Origin of the sequence: Sphingomonas larreae (assembly GCF_051400595.1) — a bacterium.
In the GTDB taxonomy this organism is placed as follows: domain Bacteria; phylum Pseudomonadota; class Alphaproteobacteria; order Sphingomonadales; family Sphingomonadaceae; genus Sphingomonas.
In genome coordinates, this window is sequence record NZ_JBLFFI010000001.1 from 1,014,371 (window position 1) to 1,031,610 (window position 17,240).

Genomic DNA, 17,240 nt, shown 5'->3' on the forward strand with positions numbered 1-17,240 from the left:
GCGCGATCCCGTCGCCGGTCTCGCGCCAGGCGCTCAGACGGCGCCGCCCACCAGCACGCTCGCGGCGATGTTGTTGAGGATGATGTTGAGGATCACCAACCCGAGCAGCACCACCATCGGCGCGAAATCGATTCCGCCGGTGGCCGGCAACATGCGGCGGATCGGGCGGTAGAGCGGCTCGGTCAGCCGGTCGAGCCCGTCGTGCAGCCCGCGGATGAACGGGCTGGAGGTGTTGATGATGTTGAACACGATCAGCAGCGACAGGATGAACTGGATGATGATGATCCAGCGCACGAACGAGATCAGCACCTGCAGTATCTGGATAATGGTGAGCGTCAGCACGCGCGGCGTCTCCGTGATGGTGTATCGGTCATATAGGGCACTGGCGGTGCCTGTGCCAGCGGGGTGTGATTCGGGTGGCGGGCGGGTGTGAAAGCGTCGCCGCGCTCGTGGCGTCATCCTGATCTCGTTTCAGGATCCACTGGCCCGCGAGCGCCGCCGGACCTGGGTACGCGGCACCGTCGATCCTGAAACAAGTTCAGGATGACGCCTTAGAGAGGCTGCGCTCGCAAACCCTCTCACGCCGGCAAGGGACGGCGCGCCCTTGCCCCCCCCTCACCGCCGGATCAGCGTGCCCGCGCCGCGCCGCGTGAAGATCTCGAGCAGCATCGCGTGCGGCACGCGCCCGTCGAGCACCACCGCGGCGTCGACCCCGGCCTCGACCGCGGCGACGCAGGTCTCCAGCTTGGGGATCATTCCGCCCTTGATCGTCCCTTCCTCGCGCAGCCGCTTGATCGCAGCGGGGTCGAGGTCGGTGAGCAGTTCGCCGTCGCGGTCGAGCACGCCGGCCACGTCGGTCAGCAGGAAGAAGCGCGCCGCGCCCAGCGCCGCGGCGATCGCGCCCGCCATCGTGTCGGCGTTGATGTTGTAGGTGTGGCCGTCGGCGCCGATGCCGATCGGCGCGATCACCGGGATGATGCCGTCGCGGCTGAGCGAGTCGATGATGCGGCGGTCGACCGCGACCGGCTCGCCGACGAAGCCGAGGTCGACCTTGCGCTCGATCCCCTGCAACGGGTCCGGGTCGCGCCCGCCTACCTTCTCGGCCAGCACCAGCCCGGCGTCCTTGCCCGAGATGCCGACGGCGCGCCCGCCGGCGCGGCCGATCCAGCCGACGATCTCCTTGTTGATCGAGCCGGCCAGGACCATCTCGGCGATCTGCGCGGTCTCCGCGTCGGTCACGCGCAGTCCGTCGACGAACCGCGACTCGACCCCCAGCCGCTTGAGCATGCTGCCGATCTGCGGCCCGCCGCCGTGCACCACCACCGGGTTGATACCGACCGCCTTGAGCAGCACCACGTCTTCGGCGAAATCGGCCTGCGCCTCGGGCTCGCCCATCGCGTGGCCGCCGTATTTCACCACGAAGGTCTTGCCGGCGTAGCGCTGGAGATAGGGCAGCGCCTCCACCAGCGTCTCGGCCTTGAGCGACGGCGGCAGCGCGGCGGCGGGGGTCGGATCGGTCATGCGCGGCGCCATAGCGGCGCGCGCGCGGCGGCGAAAGGTCAGGCGTCGAGCCGGCGCCCGATCGCCACCATCAGGTAGATCAACGGCGGCACCAGCGCGATCGACAGCACCACCTTGGCGAGCATCTGCCCCGCCATCAGCCAGCCCACCGCCGACAGCCCAAAGGCGATCGCGATGAACAGGATCGAGTCGACGATCTGGCTGAGCGCACTGGCGGTGGCGGCGCGGAACCACAAAAGCCGCCCGCCCTCGCGCCCCTTCAGCCAGGAGAAGATCGTGACGTTCAGCGTCTGCGACACGCCGTAAGCGACGATGCCGCCCGCCCAGATCCACGGCGTCGCGCCCATCATCTGGTCGAACGCGGCGAGATGCGCGCGGTCCATCTCGGGCGCGGCGGGGACGACGAGCACCACCAGCGTCAGCAGCATCGACACCAGCAGCGGGATGAACCCCATCAGCACCAGCCGCCCGGCGACCTTCTGCCCGTGCAGCTCGGCCACCGCGCTGGAGGTGACCACCAGCAGCAGAAAGGCGAAGATCCCCGCCTCCACCGCAAGCGGCGGCAGCCCGACCAGCGGCCCCAGCGCCGAGATCGGCCCGAGCGCCACCTGCTTGTTGCCGAGCACCCCGGCGATGCAGACCATCCCGCCGTAAAAGATCGAGAAAGCGAACAGCGAGCGCGGGATCGGGGCGGGAGGAGCGGAGGCCATCACCGGCGTCGTAGCGGGCGCGGGCGGTGCGGGGAAGGTGTTGCGGGGGCAAGCTTACCCTCCTGTCACTGGGTTTCCTGCGTCACTCTTCCGTCATCCCGGACTTGGTCCGGGATCCAACCTGCCGCATACTCGTGAAGCGTTGCTGTCGTGGAACAGTGGATCCCGGAACAAGTCCGGGATGACGGACGAGGAGGACCCACCCCAGTTTCTTCCTGAGGAACGCTGATAGCGGAGGATCCCCCCAACCCGGTGCGGATGCGGCACACCCGTGCCCGACTCGCGCGAACATGGCTGGCGGCGCGCGGCCACCGCTGTATGATCCGCTTCCGCGTGCGCGCCCTCGCCGCGCGCCCTCCACGCGGCTCATATCAAAGAAGACGAATGCAGAGAATCCTGATCGGTCTCGCGGGCATCGCGGTAATCCTGCTGCTTGCGCTACTGCTCTCCGCCGATCGCCGCGCGATCCGCCTGCGCGTCGTCGGCAGCGCCTTCGCGCTCCAGGCGCTGATCGCGGTCATCGTCCTCTACTGGACGCCCGGTCGCGCCGCGCTCGCCGGCGCCTCGGCCGGTGTCGCCGCGCTGCTCGGCTATTCGCAGCGCGGCACCGAGTTCCTGTTCGGCAATCTCGCCAGCCCCGCGGTGGGCGGGCAGAGCTTCGCCATCGCCGCGCTGCCGGTGATCATCTTCTTCGCCAGCCTGGTGTCGATCTTGTATTATCTCGGCGTGATGCAGCTGGTGGTGCGCTGGCTCGGCGGCGCGATCGAGCGCGTGATCGGCACCAGCAAGGTGGAGAGCCTGTGCGCCGCCGCCAACATCTTCGTCGGCCAGAGCGAGTCGCCGTTGGTGATCCGCCCCTATCTGGCGGCGCTGACCCCGCCGCAGGTCTTCACCGTGATGACCAGCGGCATGGCGGGCGTGGCGGGGACGATCCTGGCGGCCTATGCCTCGATGGGGATCAGCATCGACTATCTGCTCGCCGCCAGCTTCATGGCAGCGCCGGGCGGCATCCTGATGGCCAAGATCATCATGCCCGACCGCCGCGAGACGCCCGCGGGCGAGCTGGCGCTGGGTGACGTGCCGGGCGCGCCACGCGACGTCGCACTGGCGGACCATCGCCGCACCGCCGCGGGGATCGGACCGGCGGCGCTGCCGAGCGAGGCGACGCATCCGGTCGCGGGTGAGCCGCTGCCCGACGCGACGCACGACGAGGAGAAACCCGCCAACCTCATCATGGCGGCGGCGCAGGGTGCGCAGACCGGGGTGCGTCTGGCGGTGGCCGTCGGCGCGATGGTGCTCGCCTTCGTCGCGCTGGTGGCGCTCGCCAACGGGCTGCTCGGTGCGGCGGGAGGCTGGTTCGGCCATCCCGAGCTGAGCTTCCAGGGGCTGCTCGGCTATGTCTTCCAGCCGGTGATGTTCCTGCTCAACGTGCCGTGGCGCGAGGCCGGCATCGCGGGCGGACTGTTCGGCGAGAAGATCGTGCTCAACGAGTTCGTCGCCTATATCGATCTCGGCAAGCAGGCGGCGCAGCTCAGCCCGCGCACCATCGCGATCGTCACCTTTGCTTTGTGCGGCTTCGCCAATTTCTCCTCCATCGCGATCCAGATGGCGGTGACGGGCAGCCTTGCGCCCAACCAGCGCCCGACGATCGCTCGGCTGGGCCTGCGCGCGCTGGCGGCGGGCAGCCTCGCCAACCTGATGAGCGCCGCGCTGGCGGGGCTGCTCATCGGCTGAGTCGCCGTTCGAGCCCGACAGCGAGCCAACTCCTCTCCCTCAGGGAGGGGAGACAGGTCGCCCGCGGCGCGCCGATTGCCGCTAACCCTCGCGATCCGGGTCACATAACGGCCGGCCCGCCGCCGTCCGCACCATCCGCTTCCTATATGCTCAGAACGCAAGGGAGGTGCCGGAATGACGTGGCAGCGCATGCCGATGGAGACGTGGCAGAACAAGATCGCGGCACTGGTCGAGGAACTCCCCGACGCCGCGCTGGCCGATCTGGTCTCGCAGATCGAGCTGGTATCGCCGGTGCTCGAGCCCGACGATGTCAGCGCCGCGCGCCACCGCGGCGATCTGGTGATCGCGGGCGACTATACCCCGCTCACGCTGCTGACGCTGGTCGAGGGCGATCTCACCGTCGCCGGTCAGCTCTCCACCCAGGAGGTGGACGGCAACGACGGGCATGCCGCCTTGGTGGTCTTCGGCACCCTGCGCTGCGGCAGCCTGCTCAACGATTGGGGCAGCCGCATCGTCGTCACCGGCGACCTGATCATCGGCGAATGGCTCTATACCGCGCGCGAGGATTCGCTGCTCGTCGTAGGCGGCAATCTTGACGCCCCGGTGCTGGTCAGCGGGGAGGTTGCGGTCGAGGTCGGCGGGCGGAGCGAGATCGAGCACGGCCTCGGCGTGATCCGGCGGCTCGCCGCGCCGGGCAGCCCGATCGCCGCCCCGCGCTACGGCTGGCACGCGCTCGCCTCGCTGCTGGAGCTCGATCCGTCGCGCGCGACGGAGGAGGAGGAGATCGTGCCGCTGCTCGAGGACCGGCTGTTCCGCACCGGCACCATCCTGCCCTAGCCCCGGACCAGCCTGCTCCGGGCGCAACCCGCTCTGGCGCGGCGCGCGCGCGCGCCCTATGTGCGCGCGCATGACCGAGATCACCGTCGCCGCGCTGCAGCTCGCTTTCTCCGCCGACATCGACGCCAATATCGCCAAGGTTTCCGAGGCGGTGCGCGAGGCGCATGCGCGCGGCGCGCAGGTGATCCTGCCGCCCGAATTGTTCGAGGGCGAGTATTTCTGCCGCGTCGAGGACGAATCGCTGTTCGCCAACGCCGCGCCGGTGGGCGAGCACAAGGCGGTGCTGGCCATGCAGGCGCTTGCCGAGGCGCTGCGCGTGCATATTCCCACCAGCTTCTTCGAGCTCGACGGCCCGCACCATTACAACTCGCTGGCGATGATCGGCCCCGACGGCGAGATCCAGGGCGTCTATCGCAAGAGCCACATCCCCGATGGCCCCGGCTATGAGGAGAAATTCTATTTTCGCCCGGGCAACACCGGGTTCAAGGTGTGGGACGGTCCGGTCGCGCAAGGGCATCGCACCAGGATCGGCGTCGGGGTCTGCTGGGACCAATGGTATCCCGAGACCGCGCGCGCAATGATGCTGATGGGCGCCGAGCTGCTGTTCTACCCGACCGCGATCGGCAGCGAGCCGCACGACACGTCGCTCGACACCGCGCGGCTGTGGCGGCGCGCGATGGTGGGGCATGCGGTGTCGAACGTGGTGCCGGTGATCGCCGCCAACCGCGTCGGCACCGAACACGACCAGACCTTCTACGGCACCAGCTTCATCACCGACGAACGCGGCGACATCCTGGCCGAGCTCGACCGCGAGGAAGAGGGCGTGATCGTCGCCACGCTCGACCTTGATCGCGTGCGCCGCCACCGTGCCGCGTTCGGCTTCTTCCGCGATCGCCGGCCCGAGCTGTACGGCCGGCTGGTGCAGGATATCTGAGTACAGGCCGCGCCCCGGCCGGTCGGCGCACGCGACCATGACAGGTACCGCGCGGCTGCCTGCGGCGTCGCGCCGCGACGGGTTTCGCGGTGCGTCAGGCGCGCACGCCGGCCCGCACCATTATGTCGTCGGGGTCGGTGGCAACCGCCGCGGGCGTCATGGCGGCCCGCGCGAAGAGGTGGCCGCGGTCTTGGCCGAGCTGGGCGGGGTCGCCGCGCCGATCCGCGCGAGTGCGCCGCTCGGTCCGTCCACGCGCACCTTCGCCAATGCTGCCGCGCTGATCGCAAGCGACGCCGCGCCCGACGTGCTGCTGGCGCGCCTCAAGGCGATCGAGCAGGCGTTCGGGCGCCGGCGGGGGCGGCGCTGGGGCGCGCGTGTGATCGATCTGGACGTAATCCTGTGGTCGGGCGGGCGTTGGTCGTCGCCGCGGCTGACGATCCCGCACCCGGGGTTCCGCCAGCGCGCGTTCGTGCTCGCGCCGCTGGTCGCGCTGGCGCCGCGCTGGCGCGATCCGGTGACCGGACTGACGCCGCCGCAACTCCATGCCCGGTTGACCAAGGCGCGCCCGGTGCCTAGGCCGGCGCGCACCGCGTGAGGGTCCGTAGCTCAGTCGGTAGAGCAAGCGACTTTTAATCGAGAGGTCCCGGGTTCGAGCCCCGGCGGACCCACCACGCGGGGCGATCCGAGGCGCGCTGGGGTGCCGACCGCGCGCCGCCGGGGCGCCCCATGACGCGCCGCCCCGGCGGCCCGGCGCCCGTCTCTTTTCGGCACGAACGCGTCTGGATTGTTTCTGACTCTGGCCGAGCAGATGATTATGGGGGCTTGTCGCTTTACGGAAGCGATACTGGGCCGTGCGGAACTCCCTTGGTTCACCACGACGCACGGCCCTTTTACGCCCCTGCCCCGTAGCCGGACGGCCCCGCTTGCTCAGCGCAGCGGCGCGCGGCGTCCGAACGATCCCGGCGCGATGCGCCGCACCGGCGCCGCCGCAGGCGGGAATTTCTCCAGCAGCCGCTGGACGCGATACACCACTTCCTCGGGGTCGCACGGCTTCTTGAGATAGTCGTTGCAGCCGGCAAAATAGGCGAGCTGGACGTCCTGGTCGTTGCGCCGACCGGTGAGCATCAGCACCGGCAGATCGAACAGCTGCGGCGATTTGCGCAACTCCTGCAACAGCAGCACGCCGCTCAGTTCGGGCATGCTGCAGTCGAGCACGACCAGATCGGGCCGACGCGTCTTGATCGCGCGCAGCGCCTCGCGGCTGTCGGTCAGCGCGCCCGCGCTGTGCCCGGCCGCGCGCAGCGCGTCGCAGACGAGCTCGCCCCAGATGTCGTCGTCGTCCGCGACAATGATGTGCGCCATGATCCCGTGTTCCTCGCGATGTCACGCGAAGTGCCATGAAATGGCGAACGGGCGGTTAACGATGCGGCGCGCGGTGTCGGGAGGCCGCCGTCACGCGCCTCAGGCGAGCAGCTTGGGGCCGTCCTTCTCGAGCTTGGCCCGCAGCGGCTCGGCGAACATCGCGAGCAGGCCGGGCAGTTCGAACACGGCGTGGACGTTGTTGTCGGCGACGTCGAGCCGGACCGCGACTCGCTGTCCCATGCCCTCCACCACGAAGTGGAGCGTGTCCCCATCCCAGCGATGCTCGGTGACGTGCCCGCCGGGAACATAACCCGCGAGCTTGCCGAACCCGCCCTCGATCCGCTGCTTCGCGCCAGCGCGACCGAGCTGGTGCGGCAGGTCGACCTCCACGGGGCGGCTCATGCCACCGCCTCCGGCGCCGGGGCGGTGGCGAAGAGCTGCGAATCATCGGCGAAGGCCTTGAACTCGAGCGCGTTGCCGCTGGGATCGCGGAAGAACATGGTGGCCTGCTCCCCCGCCTTGCCCTTGAAGCGAACGTGCGGCGCGATGCCGAAGCGCACGCCGGCCGCCTCGACGCGCGCGGCGAGCGCCTGCCAGTCCGCCATCTCGAGGACGATGCCGAAATGCGGCACCGGCACGTCATGGCCGTCGACCGGGTTGGTCACCGCCACTGCGCGCGCGGCGGGGTCGAGGTGCGCGACGATCTGGTGCCCGCCGAAATCGAAGTCGATCCAGGAGTCGCTCGACCGCCCCTCCGCGCAGCCGAGCACGCCGCCATAGAAGGCGCGCGCCGCGGCGAGGTCGTGAACCGGGAAGGCGAGATGGAAGGGGCGCAGCGTCATCGCCCTCATGTAGGGCATCCGTCGCGGCATGGGGAGAGGGCGTACGTCTCTCCACGCTGCGCGGTCGAGGCGGACTAGCCTTGCCGCCCTTTTCCTTGGCTGAGTCGCTGCGGATTGGCAGGTGTCCCCGCGGCACGACGACCCGCCACCCCTCCCGCGCGACCCGCGGAGATGCTAGCGGCGCGCGCATGACTCGCCGTCCCGCCCTCGCCGCGCTGCTGCTCGGCGTCGCCGCCGCCTGCGGCTTCGCCCCGCTCGAGCTATGGTGGCTCGCAGTCACCGCGCTCGCCGCCTGGCTGGCGCTGGTCCATGCCGCGCCGACGCTGCGACAGGCGCTGTGGCGCGGCTATGCCTTTGGCGTCGGTCATTTCACGATCAACGACAATTGGTTCCAGCACGCCTTCACGTTCCAGGACAAGATGCCGCACGCGCTCGGCTATTTCGCCCCGTTCGCGCTGGCGCTGTACCTCGCGGTGTTCCCCGCCGCCGCGGCGGGGCTGGCGTGGCGGATGCGACGCGGTGCGGCGCCCGATCTCGGCTGGGCGCTGCTGGCGGGCGCCTGCTGGATTCTCACCGAATGGGTTCGCTCGTGGCTGTTCACCGGCTATGCGTGGGATCCGCTCGCGGTGATGTGGGTGCCGGTCCAGCCGGTGGCATGGCTGGCCTCGCTGGTGGGCACCTATGCGCTGTCCGGACTGACCGTGGCGCTCGCGGGCATGCTGCTGCTGGTGCCGCGCCGTGCCTTGCCGCTGGGCGGCGTCGCGCTCGCCGCCGCGGCGCTGCTCGGCGCGCAGGCGCTGAGTTACCGCGCGCAGCCCCCCGCCGCCGCACCCGGCGCGCCTCGCGTCGTCGTGGTCCAGCCCAACGTGCCGCAGGACCAGCGCGGCGAGAGCGATCAGGCGATGATGCTGGCGCGCCTCACCCGCCTCTCCGGCCGGCCCGGCGCGGCGCCGCGGCTGGTGCTGTGGCCCGAAGGCGTGATCCGCGACTTCATCGAGGACGATTACCCGCTCTGGGTCTATGGCGACACCAGCCCGTACGCGACGCGCGCGCGCATGACCGCGACGCTCGGCCCCCGCGACATGCTGATGACCGGCGGCACCGCGCTCCAGTTCGACCCGCGCGGCGACGTCAGCGGCGCGACCAACTCGGTGTTCGTGCTCGACCCGAGGCGGCGCATCCGCGCGCGCTACGACAAGGCACATCTCGTCCCCTATGGCGAGTATCTGCCGATGCCGTGGCTGCTCAAGCCGCTCGGGCTGGCGCGACTGGTGCCCGGCGACCTCGACTTCGCGCCCGGGCCCGGGCCGCGCACGGTCTCCGTCCCCGGCTTCGGCACGATCGGGGTGCAACTCTGCTACGAGATCATCTTCTCGGGCGAGGTGGTCGACCGCGCCCATCGTCCGCGGCTGCTCTTCAATCCCTCCAACGATGCCTGGTTCGGCAGCTGGGGCCCGCCGCAGCACCTTGCGCAGGCACGACTGCGCGCGATCGAGGAGGGACTGCCGGTGGTGCGCGCCACCCCCAACGGCATCTCCGCGGTGATCGCCGCGGACGGCACCTTGCTCGGCACCGTGGCGCACCATGTGGGGGGCGCAGTGGACGTCGCGCTGCCGCCGGCGCGCGACGCCACGCTCTTCGCCAGGCTCGGCAACGTCGCGGCGCTGCTGGTTGGCGCCGCGATGATCGCGGCCGCCTTGGTCTTGCGCGCGCGCCAGCGGTGAGGATATAAAGCTATCTTTATATCGTTATCTGCCGGAGCCTCCATGCGTCAGTCGTTCATCTTCACCTCGGAGTCGGTGTCGGAGGGACATCCCGACAAGGTCGCGGACCAGATCTCCGACGCGATCGTCGACCTGTTCCTCGCCAAGGACCCCGAGGCGCGCGTCGCATGCGAGACGATGACCACCACCAACAAGGTGGTGCTTGCGGGCGAGATCCGCGGCCGCGGCATCTACGAGAACGATCAATGGGCACCGGGCGTGCTCGACGAGATCGAGGCGGCGGTGCGCGCCACGGTCAAGCGGATCGGCTATGAGCAGTCGGGCTTTCACTGGCAGACGTTCGACTTCTCGAACAACCTGCACGGCCAGTCGGCGCACATCGCGATGGGCGTCGACGAGAGCGGCAACAAGGACGAGGGCGCCGGCGACCAGGGCATCATGTTCGGCTACGCCACCGACGAGACCCCGGGCCTGATGCCCGCGACGCTGTATTACAGCCACAAGATCCTCGAGAAGATGGCGGCGGACCGCCACGCCGGCACTGCGCCCTTCCTCGAGCCCGACGCCAAGAGCCAGGTGACGCTGCAATATGAGAATGGCGTGCCGGTGCGCGCCACCGCTCTGGTCGTCTCGACCCAGCATTCGGCCGAACTGTCGAACGAGGCGGGTCAGGCCAAGCTGCGCGACTACGTCAAGGGCGTGTTCGCGGAGGTGCTGCCCGAGGGATGGCTGCCCGAGGAGAAGGCGATCTACGTCAACCCGACGGGTCTGTTCGAGATCGGCGGGCCGGACGGCGACGCCGGGCTGACCGGGCGCAAGATCATCGTCGACACCTACGGCGGCGCGGCGCCGCACGGCGGCGGCGCGTTCAGCGGCAAGGACCCCACCAAGGTCGACCGCTCGGCGGCGTACGTGGCACGCTATCTCGCCAAGAACGTCGTCGCGGCGGGCCTCGCCAAGCGCTGCACGATCCAGCTGAGCTATGCGATCGGCGTGGCCGAGCCGCTCAGCGTCTATGTCGACCTGCACGGCACCGGCGATGTCGAGGAGAGCAAGCTCGAGGCGGCGCTGCCCAAGCTGGTGCGGCTGACCCCCAAGGGCATCCGCGAGCACCTCAAGCTCAACGCGCCGATCTACAGCAAGACCGCGGCTTATGGTCACTTCGGCCGCGATCCCGAGGGTGACCTGTTCACCTGGGAGAAGACCGACCTGGTCGAGCAGCTCAAGCAGGCCGTCGCCTGAGCCGGGCGCGGCGGGAGGGCCTTCGTCCTCCCGCCGCCCTCCTGGCGGGCCCGGCGGACCCCGACATGGTCGTCGAGTTCCGTCGCCGCGTCCTTCAGCTCGGATGCGCCTCCACCTCGGCCTCGGCGCGCGTGTCGCGGCGGCGCTCGAGCGCGCGTGCGGCGGCGTCCATCGCCCAGCCGGCGAGCCGTTCCGACACCCAGCCGATTGCCGCGCCGGCGACCACGTCGCTGGCGTAATGCGCGCCGCGCGTGACCTGCAACGCGCCGGCCGCCCCGGCGGCGAACCGCGCCGGTGTCGCCGCGCCGGGCAGCTCGTGGCCCAGCGCCTCCGCCACCGCGACCGCACCGGCGGTATGGCCCGAGGGGAAGGCGTTGCGATCGGTGTCCGCGGTGCCATGTCCCTTGCCGAGCGTCGGGCGATCGCCCGCGACATTGGGGCGGACACGATCGACGCTCGCCTTCATCACCGTCTTGAGCCCGGTCGCGAGCACGTGGCTCGTCACCATGCGCGCGCCGCTGCGCGCCAGCGCCGGTCGGCGCAGCATCGCGCCGAGCGCCAGCGTCGCGACGCCGAGCGCGAGCAGCGGCGGCTCGTCGGTCGCCTTCGCCAGCGGGGTGAGCGCGCGGACCGCGGCGGTGCCGGAAAGCGCCCGAACCGGGGCGAGCGCGTCATGCTCGCGCGCCGCTGCCTGCTTCACCGCCTTGGTCTTGCCCATCTCGCCGCCCGTCCATGATCCTTGGTCCGACACGCAACGGTCGCGGACCCGCGCGGGTTGCGCCCCCGTGCGCGAGCGCGGCAACATCTCGCGTCGGTAATCTCACGCCGGCCGGGCGGCTCGTGCGCAAGGGCGAGCGGCGGTGAGCGCCCGCACCGCCGCTCGCCGTCACATCGCCGCGGTATAAGCGGCGAACGGCTCGTCCAGCAGCATCCGTCCGTCACGCCACACCTGCACCGCACCGCCGCCCTGCGCGGGATCCACCGCGGCGCTCACGCGATACTCATAGCCGTCGCGCTCGAACTGATAGGTCCGCCGCCCGCGTGACTGATCCACCAGCCGCCCGCCGTCGATCGTCACCGAGGCGCGCGTGTCGTGCCCGCCCCAGGGCGCGTCGACCGCGCCCAGTACGGCGTCGTGGTTGTAGCTGCGGTAGCGGTAGCCACCCCGCGCGTCCCCGGTCACCTGGATCGAGCGCTTCGCGGTGACGCCCAGCACGCGCGTCTGCGGGGCGAAGCGACAGGCGGAGGTGGTCGGGCCGTAGCGCAGCGACACCACGGTCGGCGTGGTCGCGCCGGGCTCGACCATTTGCGGGCTGAGCGTCTCCACCGCGCCGATCTCGCGCCCGGCGGCATTGCTCAATGTGTACCAGACATGGCCCATGCTGGCGTCGCCCTGCCCGACGCGGACCTGCGCGCGGTGGCTGGCCAGCCCGGGCTTGGCATAGCTGGTGAGCGTCACCTGCCCCTGCGGATCGGGCGCGGACATCACGATCGCCCAGTCGCGGTCGGTCGAGTCGCACACGAACGCCGCCGGCCGCCACGCGCCGTCGACGCGCTGCATCGACACCGCGCCGAGCGCGCGCAGCTGTGCCGCCGCCGGGGTCAGCGCCGCCATCGCCGCCCCTGCCCCCAGCCATGCCGCGCCGATCCACCGTGCCCGCATCATGTCCTCCGTTTCCCGCGTTCCGTTTTGGCGCGCGAGGCGATAGGCGGCGCTGCATGAACGATCCCACAACGATCCGCCGCCTCTACGGCCGTCGCCAGGGCCATGCGCTGCGTGCCGGTCAGGCCGCGCTGGTGGAGGAACTGCTGCCGCGGCTCGCGCTGCCCGAGAGCGGCGCGCTCGACTCACGCGCGCTGTTCGGCGACGACCGCCCGCTCCAGCTCGAGATCGGCTTTGGCGCGGGCGAGCACCTCGCCGCGCAGGCGGAGGCGGCACCGGGCACCGGCTTCATCGGCTGCGAGCCCTTCCTCAACGGCGTGGTCGGCGCGCTCGGCCATGTCCGCGACCGTGCGCTGACGAACGTGCGGATTCACATGGGCGACGCGCTTGAGGCCGTGGAGCGGCTTCCGGACGAGTCGCTCGAGCGGGTGTACCTGCTCCACCCCGATCCCTGGCCCAAGGCGCGCCACGCCAAGCGACGGATGATGAACCACGGTCCGCTCGACCTGATCGCGCGCAAGCTCAAGCCGGGCGCGGAGTTCCGGCTCGGCACCGACGACCCGACCTACTGCCGCTGGGCGATGATGATTATGGACCAGCGCCGCGATTTCACCTGGACCGCGACCCGCCCCGCGGACTTTCTCGAGCGCCCCGCCGACTGGCCCGAGACACGCTACGAGCGCAAGGCGCGGCGGCAGGGACACGAGGTCTGGTACTTCCGGTACATCCGCGACTGAGTCGGAGCAGCCGCGCCGACATGATTGTTGCGGCGGCGTGCCAGATGATCGGCGGCGGCATCGTTTCGTGGGAACGGAAGCCGCGCGCGACGGCGCGCCGGCACGCGACTTCGCAGCGCTGAGATGGACGCCGCCGTGGAGCCGCCGCCGCTTCCTAGAGCCTGTTGCACCCACGCCGAACCGTGCTCCCGCGCCTGCGAGAGCGCAGACCGGCGTCGTCGCGCCATCCACGGACTTGCCGGTCCGGGAATCCTTGCATGGCGCGGCGAGCGCCGGCGGCGTCGTTGCACCAAGTGATGGACTCTCACCCGGGATCAGCAGGCTCTTACTTCGGCTCGACGACCGCGACAGCGGCGGTGCGCGTACCGTTCCAGGCGAGCGTGGCCTTGGCGTCCTCCGCCTGCGCCGCGCGCATCAGTTGCGAGGGATACGGCCGCGCCAGCGCCAGTGCCGCCTCTACCGGTCCGCTGAGCCACAACGCCTCGTCCTCCGGCTCGAGCAGCACCGGCATCGCTTTGGGGTGGATCGGCGCCACCAGCGGGTTAGCGTCCGTGGTGAGGAAAGCGAACACCGCCCCGTCGGCGGTGGGGCGCCACAGCCCGGCGAAGCTCACGATCGGGCGGCTCGGCACGTCGAACCAATGGAGCGGTCGCTTGCCGGCGGGGCCCGGACCGTATTCGCTGAAGCTGGTGAACGGGACGAGGCAGCGACGGGCCGGATCGGCCAAGGCCGAACGCCAGAACGGCGAGGCATAGTTGCGCACGTTGGTGACCAACGTGTCGACGAGGATGGGGCGACCCGTGACCTTGTCGACGCGCTTGCCCGGCACCCGGCGTGGAAAGCCCCAGCGCATGACGTCGATCACGCGGGCGTCACCGCGCTGGCGCACCACATAGGCCGGCGTGTCGGGGAACAGCTCGGGCGGCGGCACGCTGAGGTCGGGAGGAAAGGGCGTTTCGACGCCGTAGCGCTCGGCAAGCGCCTCCAGCTGCCCCTCGGTCATACGGAAGCGGTTGCACATCAAGCAGATGTGCCATGTTCGGCGACGCTGCTCCAGTCCCGGGCGCGTCGGGCGCGCAGTCGTGGCGCCGGGCCGCGACCGCGCGCGAACGGGTCAGCGGCGGCAGTAATCGGCGTTGTCGGCACGCTCCACCGCATTGCCAGCCAGCGCTCCCGCGCCCGCGCCGAGGACCGTGCCGAGCGTGCGGTCGCCACGGCGATCGATCGTGCGCCCGAGCAGCCCGCCCGCGATCGCACCGACGATCGAGCCGGTGGTGCCGCTCTGACAGCCGCGCCCGGCGTAGCGGTAGCGCCGATCGTCATAGCCGCCGCGATCGTCGTACACGCGACGCTCGTAGCGTTCGTAACCGCCGTCGCGGTCATATTCGCTGTAGACCGGTCCGCGGTTCCAGCCGTCGCGATAGGCCTGACGATAGGCGCGGCCATGATCGCGATAGCCGTCATCGTCGCCATAGCGGGGATCGACGTAGCGCCGGTCGCTGTCGCGCGAGTCATAATCGCGCTCATACACTTCGCGCTCGTGATAGCGTTGCGCCTGCGCCGCCACCGGCGCGAGCGTCGCGGCCACCAGTGCGACGGAACCCAGCCCGACCGAGAATTTCCCCAGCATTGTTCCAGCTCCTGTCACTCGCCCGCCGCGACCGATCGGGTCGCGACAGGACGGTGATGGACCAGCGCGGTTGAGCGCGCGCTGAATGCGCCGGTTAGCCCCGGTTCACGCTGCAAGGCGCCCCGGCTCCCGACGTCGCGCCAAGCTCTTGTTCCCGGCCGACAAAGCACATGGGAGCGAGGCCGGAGGCGCCCGGCGCTGCGACAATGGTCCGACTGACCGCGCGCTCACCGACCCGTTGTGGCGATCGCCTGGCGGTCCAGGACGCAGCGGCGACTCAGAGCCCGACGCGGAGCCCGAGTGCGTAATAGCCCTTCCCGGCATTGGCCTTCACCTTGACCGCGGGTGCCAGCGCGAACGCGAGCGTGCCATAAGCGGCGGCGTCCGCCGCGCTGACGCGGACGCCGGCGCCAAAGGTGGCGACCAGCGGGAGCGAATAGGTCGCCTCCAGCTTGCCATAGGCCTTCACCGCGGTGCCGTCGCAGCGGCTATCGTCGGCGGGGCGACCGATGTCGCGGTCGCGACAGCGCGTGTCGCCGCTCGTATCGTCGCGCACGAAGCGGTCACTGCTGTTGGCATAGACGAAGCCGCCGACCAGCGGCGTCAACTTGAACCCCGCCGCGCCGATGCCATAGCCTATGCCGAGCTCGCCGCCCCAGCGATGATCCGCGCGCGCGCCATTGCCCTCCACCGTCAGCTGCGCCGCGGCAGGAGACGCCACCGCCAGCAGCGCGACGCCGCACGCCGCGAGACCGATCACCTTCATCGCACCACTCCGCTCGCCCGATGGGAGCCGCGCGCTTAATCCTGGCGGCGCCGCGCGCGCAACCGCGACGCGCCCGACCGACCGCGCTCAGCGGGTCGGTGCGACCAGTGCGCGATAGGCGCTCGCTGCCGCGGGATATTGGCCGTCGCTCAGCTTGCCGCGATAAGCCGCGTTCGAGTTCCAGTAAGACGCATAGACCACGTCGTGCGCGGCGAACCATTGCAGCGCGAGCGTGACATAAGGCGCGTCGCTATCGCGGCTGACGCCCCATTCGGCGTAAGCGGTGGGTTTGCCGTGGCGCTTCGCAAAATCCTGGTGCCAGGCCAGGCCGTAACGCTCGGACACCTTGTAGTTGAAGGCGGCGACCGGATCGGCCGGATCCCATTCGTGATTGTAATAGAAGTCCATGCCGATCAGATCGACGACATCGTCGCCGGGATAGCTGTCCTCCGGGTTGGTGCCGAAATCGCCGACATTGGGGGTCCACTCGAAGCGGAACCGGTCCGAGACGGCGCGGAAGCTCGCGACGAAGCGACGATAGGCGGCGCGATAATCGGCCTCCTTGCCCTTGGCTGCCCAGGGCTGCCAGGCGCCGTTGAACTCCCAGCCGGTGCGCACCGGGATCGGATCGCTGCCCGGCCTCGCCGCGGCCAGCGTCACCGCGGCGGCGTGCCAGCGCGGATCATAGTCGCCCGCGGCCGCGGCGGCGAGCGTGCCGCCTTCGGCGAACAGCGGGATCGACCAATAATGCGTGCGGGCGACTCCTTTCCAGCGATCGGCGAGCCAGCCGATCGAATCGGACCAGTCGGACCAGCCGGCGCGCCCGCTGAACAGCTGAACACCATCGGTCGGCTGCCCCAGCCACGCCTCATAGGCGGCGAGGTCGGGCACGTCGTTGCCGACATAGACCACCGACCGGACCCGCGACGCGGCAGCGACGGTGACTGCGGCTTTCGGCGGCGTTGCGGTCGTCGCCGGCGCGGTCGTCGCGACCGGCGCGGCGACCGGCGCGGCGACCGGATCCGCGGCCGCGAACGCAGCGGCGACGGGATCGGTCGGCGTAGCGCTGAGCGCCGCGTTCGGCGTGCTCGGCGCCGCGGCGGGCGCGACCACCACCGCCGTGGCGGCGCCGCTGCCGCCACCCGCACCGCCGCCGCCACAGGCGGAGAGCGCGAGCGCCGCGAGGAGCGGCGGCACGGAGCGGCGGATGGTCATGGCGGGCGGTGACTCTCGGGATCGGGAGCACCGGCTGGTAAAGCGACGAGGTTGTCATCCGGTTAGCGGACGGAGCCGCCGTCCCGCTCGCGGGTTGGGCAGGCATGGCGCACCGCAAGCCGCATCTGCCCGAGAAGATCTGCGCGAGCTGCCACCGCCCGTTCGCGTGGCGCAAGAAATGGGCGCGCGACTGGGAGCAGGTCCGCTACTGCTCCGATCGCTGCCGCGGCATGGGCGCACGCGACGGGTGAGGTCGCACCTCGGACGACCTGCCTTTTCTCTCCCGTCACCCCGGCGCAGGCCGGGGTGACGAACAAGAAGAG

At 70.6% G+C, this 17,240-nt stretch carries 20 protein-coding genes and 1 tRNA gene; 9 read left to right on the forward strand and 12 right to left on the reverse strand.

The window, feature by feature from the left end; all coding sequences use genetic code 11:
- Positions 1 to 33: 33 nt before the first annotated feature.
- The 3 genes from ACMGDM_RS04495 to ACMGDM_RS04505 form a co-directional block, all read right to left on the reverse strand.
- The gene (locus ACMGDM_RS04495; protein ID WP_219750825.1) at positions 34 to 342 is read right to left on the reverse strand and encodes a YggT family protein; all 309 of its coding nucleotides are present in this window, start codon (positions 340 to 342) and stop codon (positions 34 to 36) included.
- Between the two features lie 273 nt (positions 343 to 615).
- A complete protein-coding gene (gene argB / locus ACMGDM_RS04500) occupies positions 616 to 1,521 on the reverse strand; it encodes an acetylglutamate kinase (protein WP_436802907.1) in 906 nt (301 codons plus the stop codon).
- Between the two features lie 38 nt (positions 1,522 to 1,559).
- Positions 1,560 to 2,231, reverse strand: a complete 672-nt coding sequence (locus ACMGDM_RS04505; protein WP_436802908.1) for a queuosine precursor transporter — start codon at positions 2,229 to 2,231, stop codon at positions 1,560 to 1,562.
- 384 nt (positions 2,232 to 2,615) lie between these two features.
- Between ACMGDM_RS04505 and ACMGDM_RS04510 the strand changes: the two genes are divergently transcribed.
- The 5 genes from ACMGDM_RS04510 (at position 2,616) to ACMGDM_RS04530 (ending at position 6,407) form a co-directional block, all read left to right on the forward strand.
- A complete protein-coding gene (locus tag ACMGDM_RS04510; RefSeq protein WP_436802909.1) occupies positions 2,616 to 3,965 on the forward strand; it encodes a NupC/NupG family nucleoside CNT transporter in 1,350 nt (449 codons plus the stop codon).
- Between the two features lie 174 nt (positions 3,966 to 4,139).
- Positions 4,140 to 4,802 (forward strand): hypothetical protein, encoded by a 663-nt coding sequence (locus ACMGDM_RS04515; RefSeq protein ID WP_436802910.1) that lies wholly within the window; start codon positions 4,140 to 4,142, stop codon positions 4,800 to 4,802.
- A gap of 70 nt (positions 4,803 to 4,872) precedes the next feature.
- A complete protein-coding gene (aguB, locus tag ACMGDM_RS04520) occupies positions 4,873 to 5,736 on the forward strand; it encodes an N-carbamoylputrescine amidase (protein WP_436802911.1) in 864 nt (287 codons plus the stop codon).
- A 37-nt stretch (positions 5,737 to 5,773) separates the two neighbouring features.
- Positions 5,774 to 6,331: a 2-amino-4-hydroxy-6-hydroxymethyldihydropteridine diphosphokinase gene (gene folK, locus ACMGDM_RS04525; protein WP_436802912.1), complete on the forward strand. Its 558-nt coding sequence runs from the start codon at positions 5,774 to 5,776 to the stop codon at positions 6,329 to 6,331.
- A tRNA-Lys gene (locus ACMGDM_RS04530) sits at positions 6,332 to 6,407 on the forward strand.
- Positions 6,408 to 6,663: 256 nt separating this feature from the next.
- Here the strand turns inward: ACMGDM_RS04530 and ACMGDM_RS04535 are convergent.
- The 3 genes from ACMGDM_RS04535 to ACMGDM_RS04545 form a co-directional block, all read right to left on the reverse strand.
- Entirely contained in the window at positions 6,664 to 7,098 is a 435-nt protein-coding gene (locus tag ACMGDM_RS04535) for a response regulator transcription factor (protein ID WP_436802913.1), read from the reverse strand.
- Between the two features lie 99 nt (positions 7,099 to 7,197).
- Entirely contained in the window at positions 7,198 to 7,500 is a 303-nt protein-coding gene (locus ACMGDM_RS04540) for a polyhydroxyalkanoic acid system family protein (protein WP_436802914.1), read from the reverse strand.
- The gene (locus ACMGDM_RS04545; RefSeq protein ID WP_436802915.1) at positions 7,497 to 7,940 is read right to left on the reverse strand and encodes a VOC family protein; all 444 of its coding nucleotides are present in this window, start codon (positions 7,938 to 7,940) and stop codon (positions 7,497 to 7,499) included. Before ACMGDM_RS04545 ends, ACMGDM_RS04540 begins: the two co-directional genes overlap by 4 nt.
- A 188-nt stretch (positions 7,941 to 8,128) precedes the next feature.
- Here ACMGDM_RS04545 and lnt point away from each other — a divergent pair, with 188 nt between their 5' ends.
- Together lnt and metK are read left to right on the forward strand one after the other, a co-directional pair.
- Positions 8,129 to 9,664 (forward strand): apolipoprotein N-acyltransferase, encoded by a 1,536-nt coding sequence (lnt, locus tag ACMGDM_RS04550; RefSeq protein ID WP_436802916.1) that lies wholly within the window; start codon positions 8,129 to 8,131, stop codon positions 9,662 to 9,664.
- A gap of 42 nt (positions 9,665 to 9,706) precedes the next feature.
- The gene (metK, locus tag ACMGDM_RS04555) at positions 9,707 to 10,906 is read left to right on the forward strand and encodes a methionine adenosyltransferase (protein ID WP_436802917.1); all 1,200 of its coding nucleotides are present in this window, start codon (positions 9,707 to 9,709) and stop codon (positions 10,904 to 10,906) included.
- Positions 10,907 to 11,000: 94 nt separating this feature from the next.
- Here the strand turns inward: metK and ACMGDM_RS04560 are convergent, their stop codons facing one another.
- Positions 11,001 to 11,711: a phosphatase PAP2 family protein gene (locus ACMGDM_RS04560; protein WP_436802918.1), complete on the reverse strand. Its 711-nt coding sequence runs from the start codon at positions 11,709 to 11,711 to the stop codon at positions 11,001 to 11,003.
- 81 nt (positions 11,712 to 11,792) lie between these two features.
- Entirely contained in the window at positions 11,793 to 12,569 is a 777-nt protein-coding gene (locus tag ACMGDM_RS04565; protein ID WP_436802919.1) for a hypothetical protein, read from the reverse strand.
- Positions 12,570 to 12,625: 56 nt separating this feature from the next.
- On the opposite strand from ACMGDM_RS04565, the gene trmB reads away from it, so the two are divergent.
- Positions 12,626 to 13,306: a tRNA (guanine(46)-N(7))-methyltransferase TrmB gene (gene trmB, locus ACMGDM_RS04570; RefSeq protein ID WP_436802920.1), complete on the forward strand. Its 681-nt coding sequence runs from the start codon at positions 12,626 to 12,628 to the stop codon at positions 13,304 to 13,306.
- A gap of 325 nt (positions 13,307 to 13,631) precedes the next feature.
- On the opposite strand, the gene ACMGDM_RS04575 is transcribed toward trmB, so the two are convergent.
- The 4 genes from ACMGDM_RS04575 to ACMGDM_RS04590 all read right to left on the reverse strand — a co-directional run bounded on the left by ACMGDM_RS04575 (position 13,632) and on the right by ACMGDM_RS04590 (position 16,917).
- Complete coding sequence (locus tag ACMGDM_RS04575; RefSeq protein WP_436802921.1) at positions 13,632 to 14,327, reverse strand: SOS response-associated peptidase; 696 nt, start codon at positions 14,325 to 14,327, stop codon at positions 13,632 to 13,634.
- A 93-nt stretch (positions 14,328 to 14,420) separates the two neighbouring features.
- Positions 14,421 to 14,936 carry a glycine zipper 2TM domain-containing protein gene (locus tag ACMGDM_RS04580; RefSeq protein WP_436802922.1) on the reverse strand — a complete coding sequence of 172 codons (516 nt, stop codon included), beginning with the start codon at positions 14,934 to 14,936 and terminating at the stop codon, positions 14,421 to 14,423.
- Positions 14,937 to 15,213: 277 nt separating this feature from the next.
- Positions 15,214 to 15,702, reverse strand: a complete 489-nt coding sequence (locus ACMGDM_RS04585) for a hypothetical protein (protein ID WP_436802923.1) — start codon at positions 15,700 to 15,702, stop codon at positions 15,214 to 15,216.
- A gap of 87 nt (positions 15,703 to 15,789) precedes the next feature.
- On the reverse strand, positions 15,790 to 16,917 hold the full coding sequence (locus ACMGDM_RS04590) for a glycosyl hydrolase (RefSeq protein ID WP_436802924.1): 1,128 nt from the start codon (positions 16,915 to 16,917) through the stop codon (positions 15,790 to 15,792).
- Positions 16,918 to 17,021: 104 nt separating this feature from the next.
- On the opposite strand from ACMGDM_RS04590, the gene ACMGDM_RS04595 reads away from it, so the two are divergent.
- On the forward strand, positions 17,022 to 17,168 hold the full coding sequence (locus ACMGDM_RS04595; RefSeq protein ID WP_436802925.1) for a DUF2256 domain-containing protein: 147 nt from the start codon (positions 17,022 to 17,024) through the stop codon (positions 17,166 to 17,168).
- Positions 17,169 to 17,240: the final 72 nt, after the last annotated feature.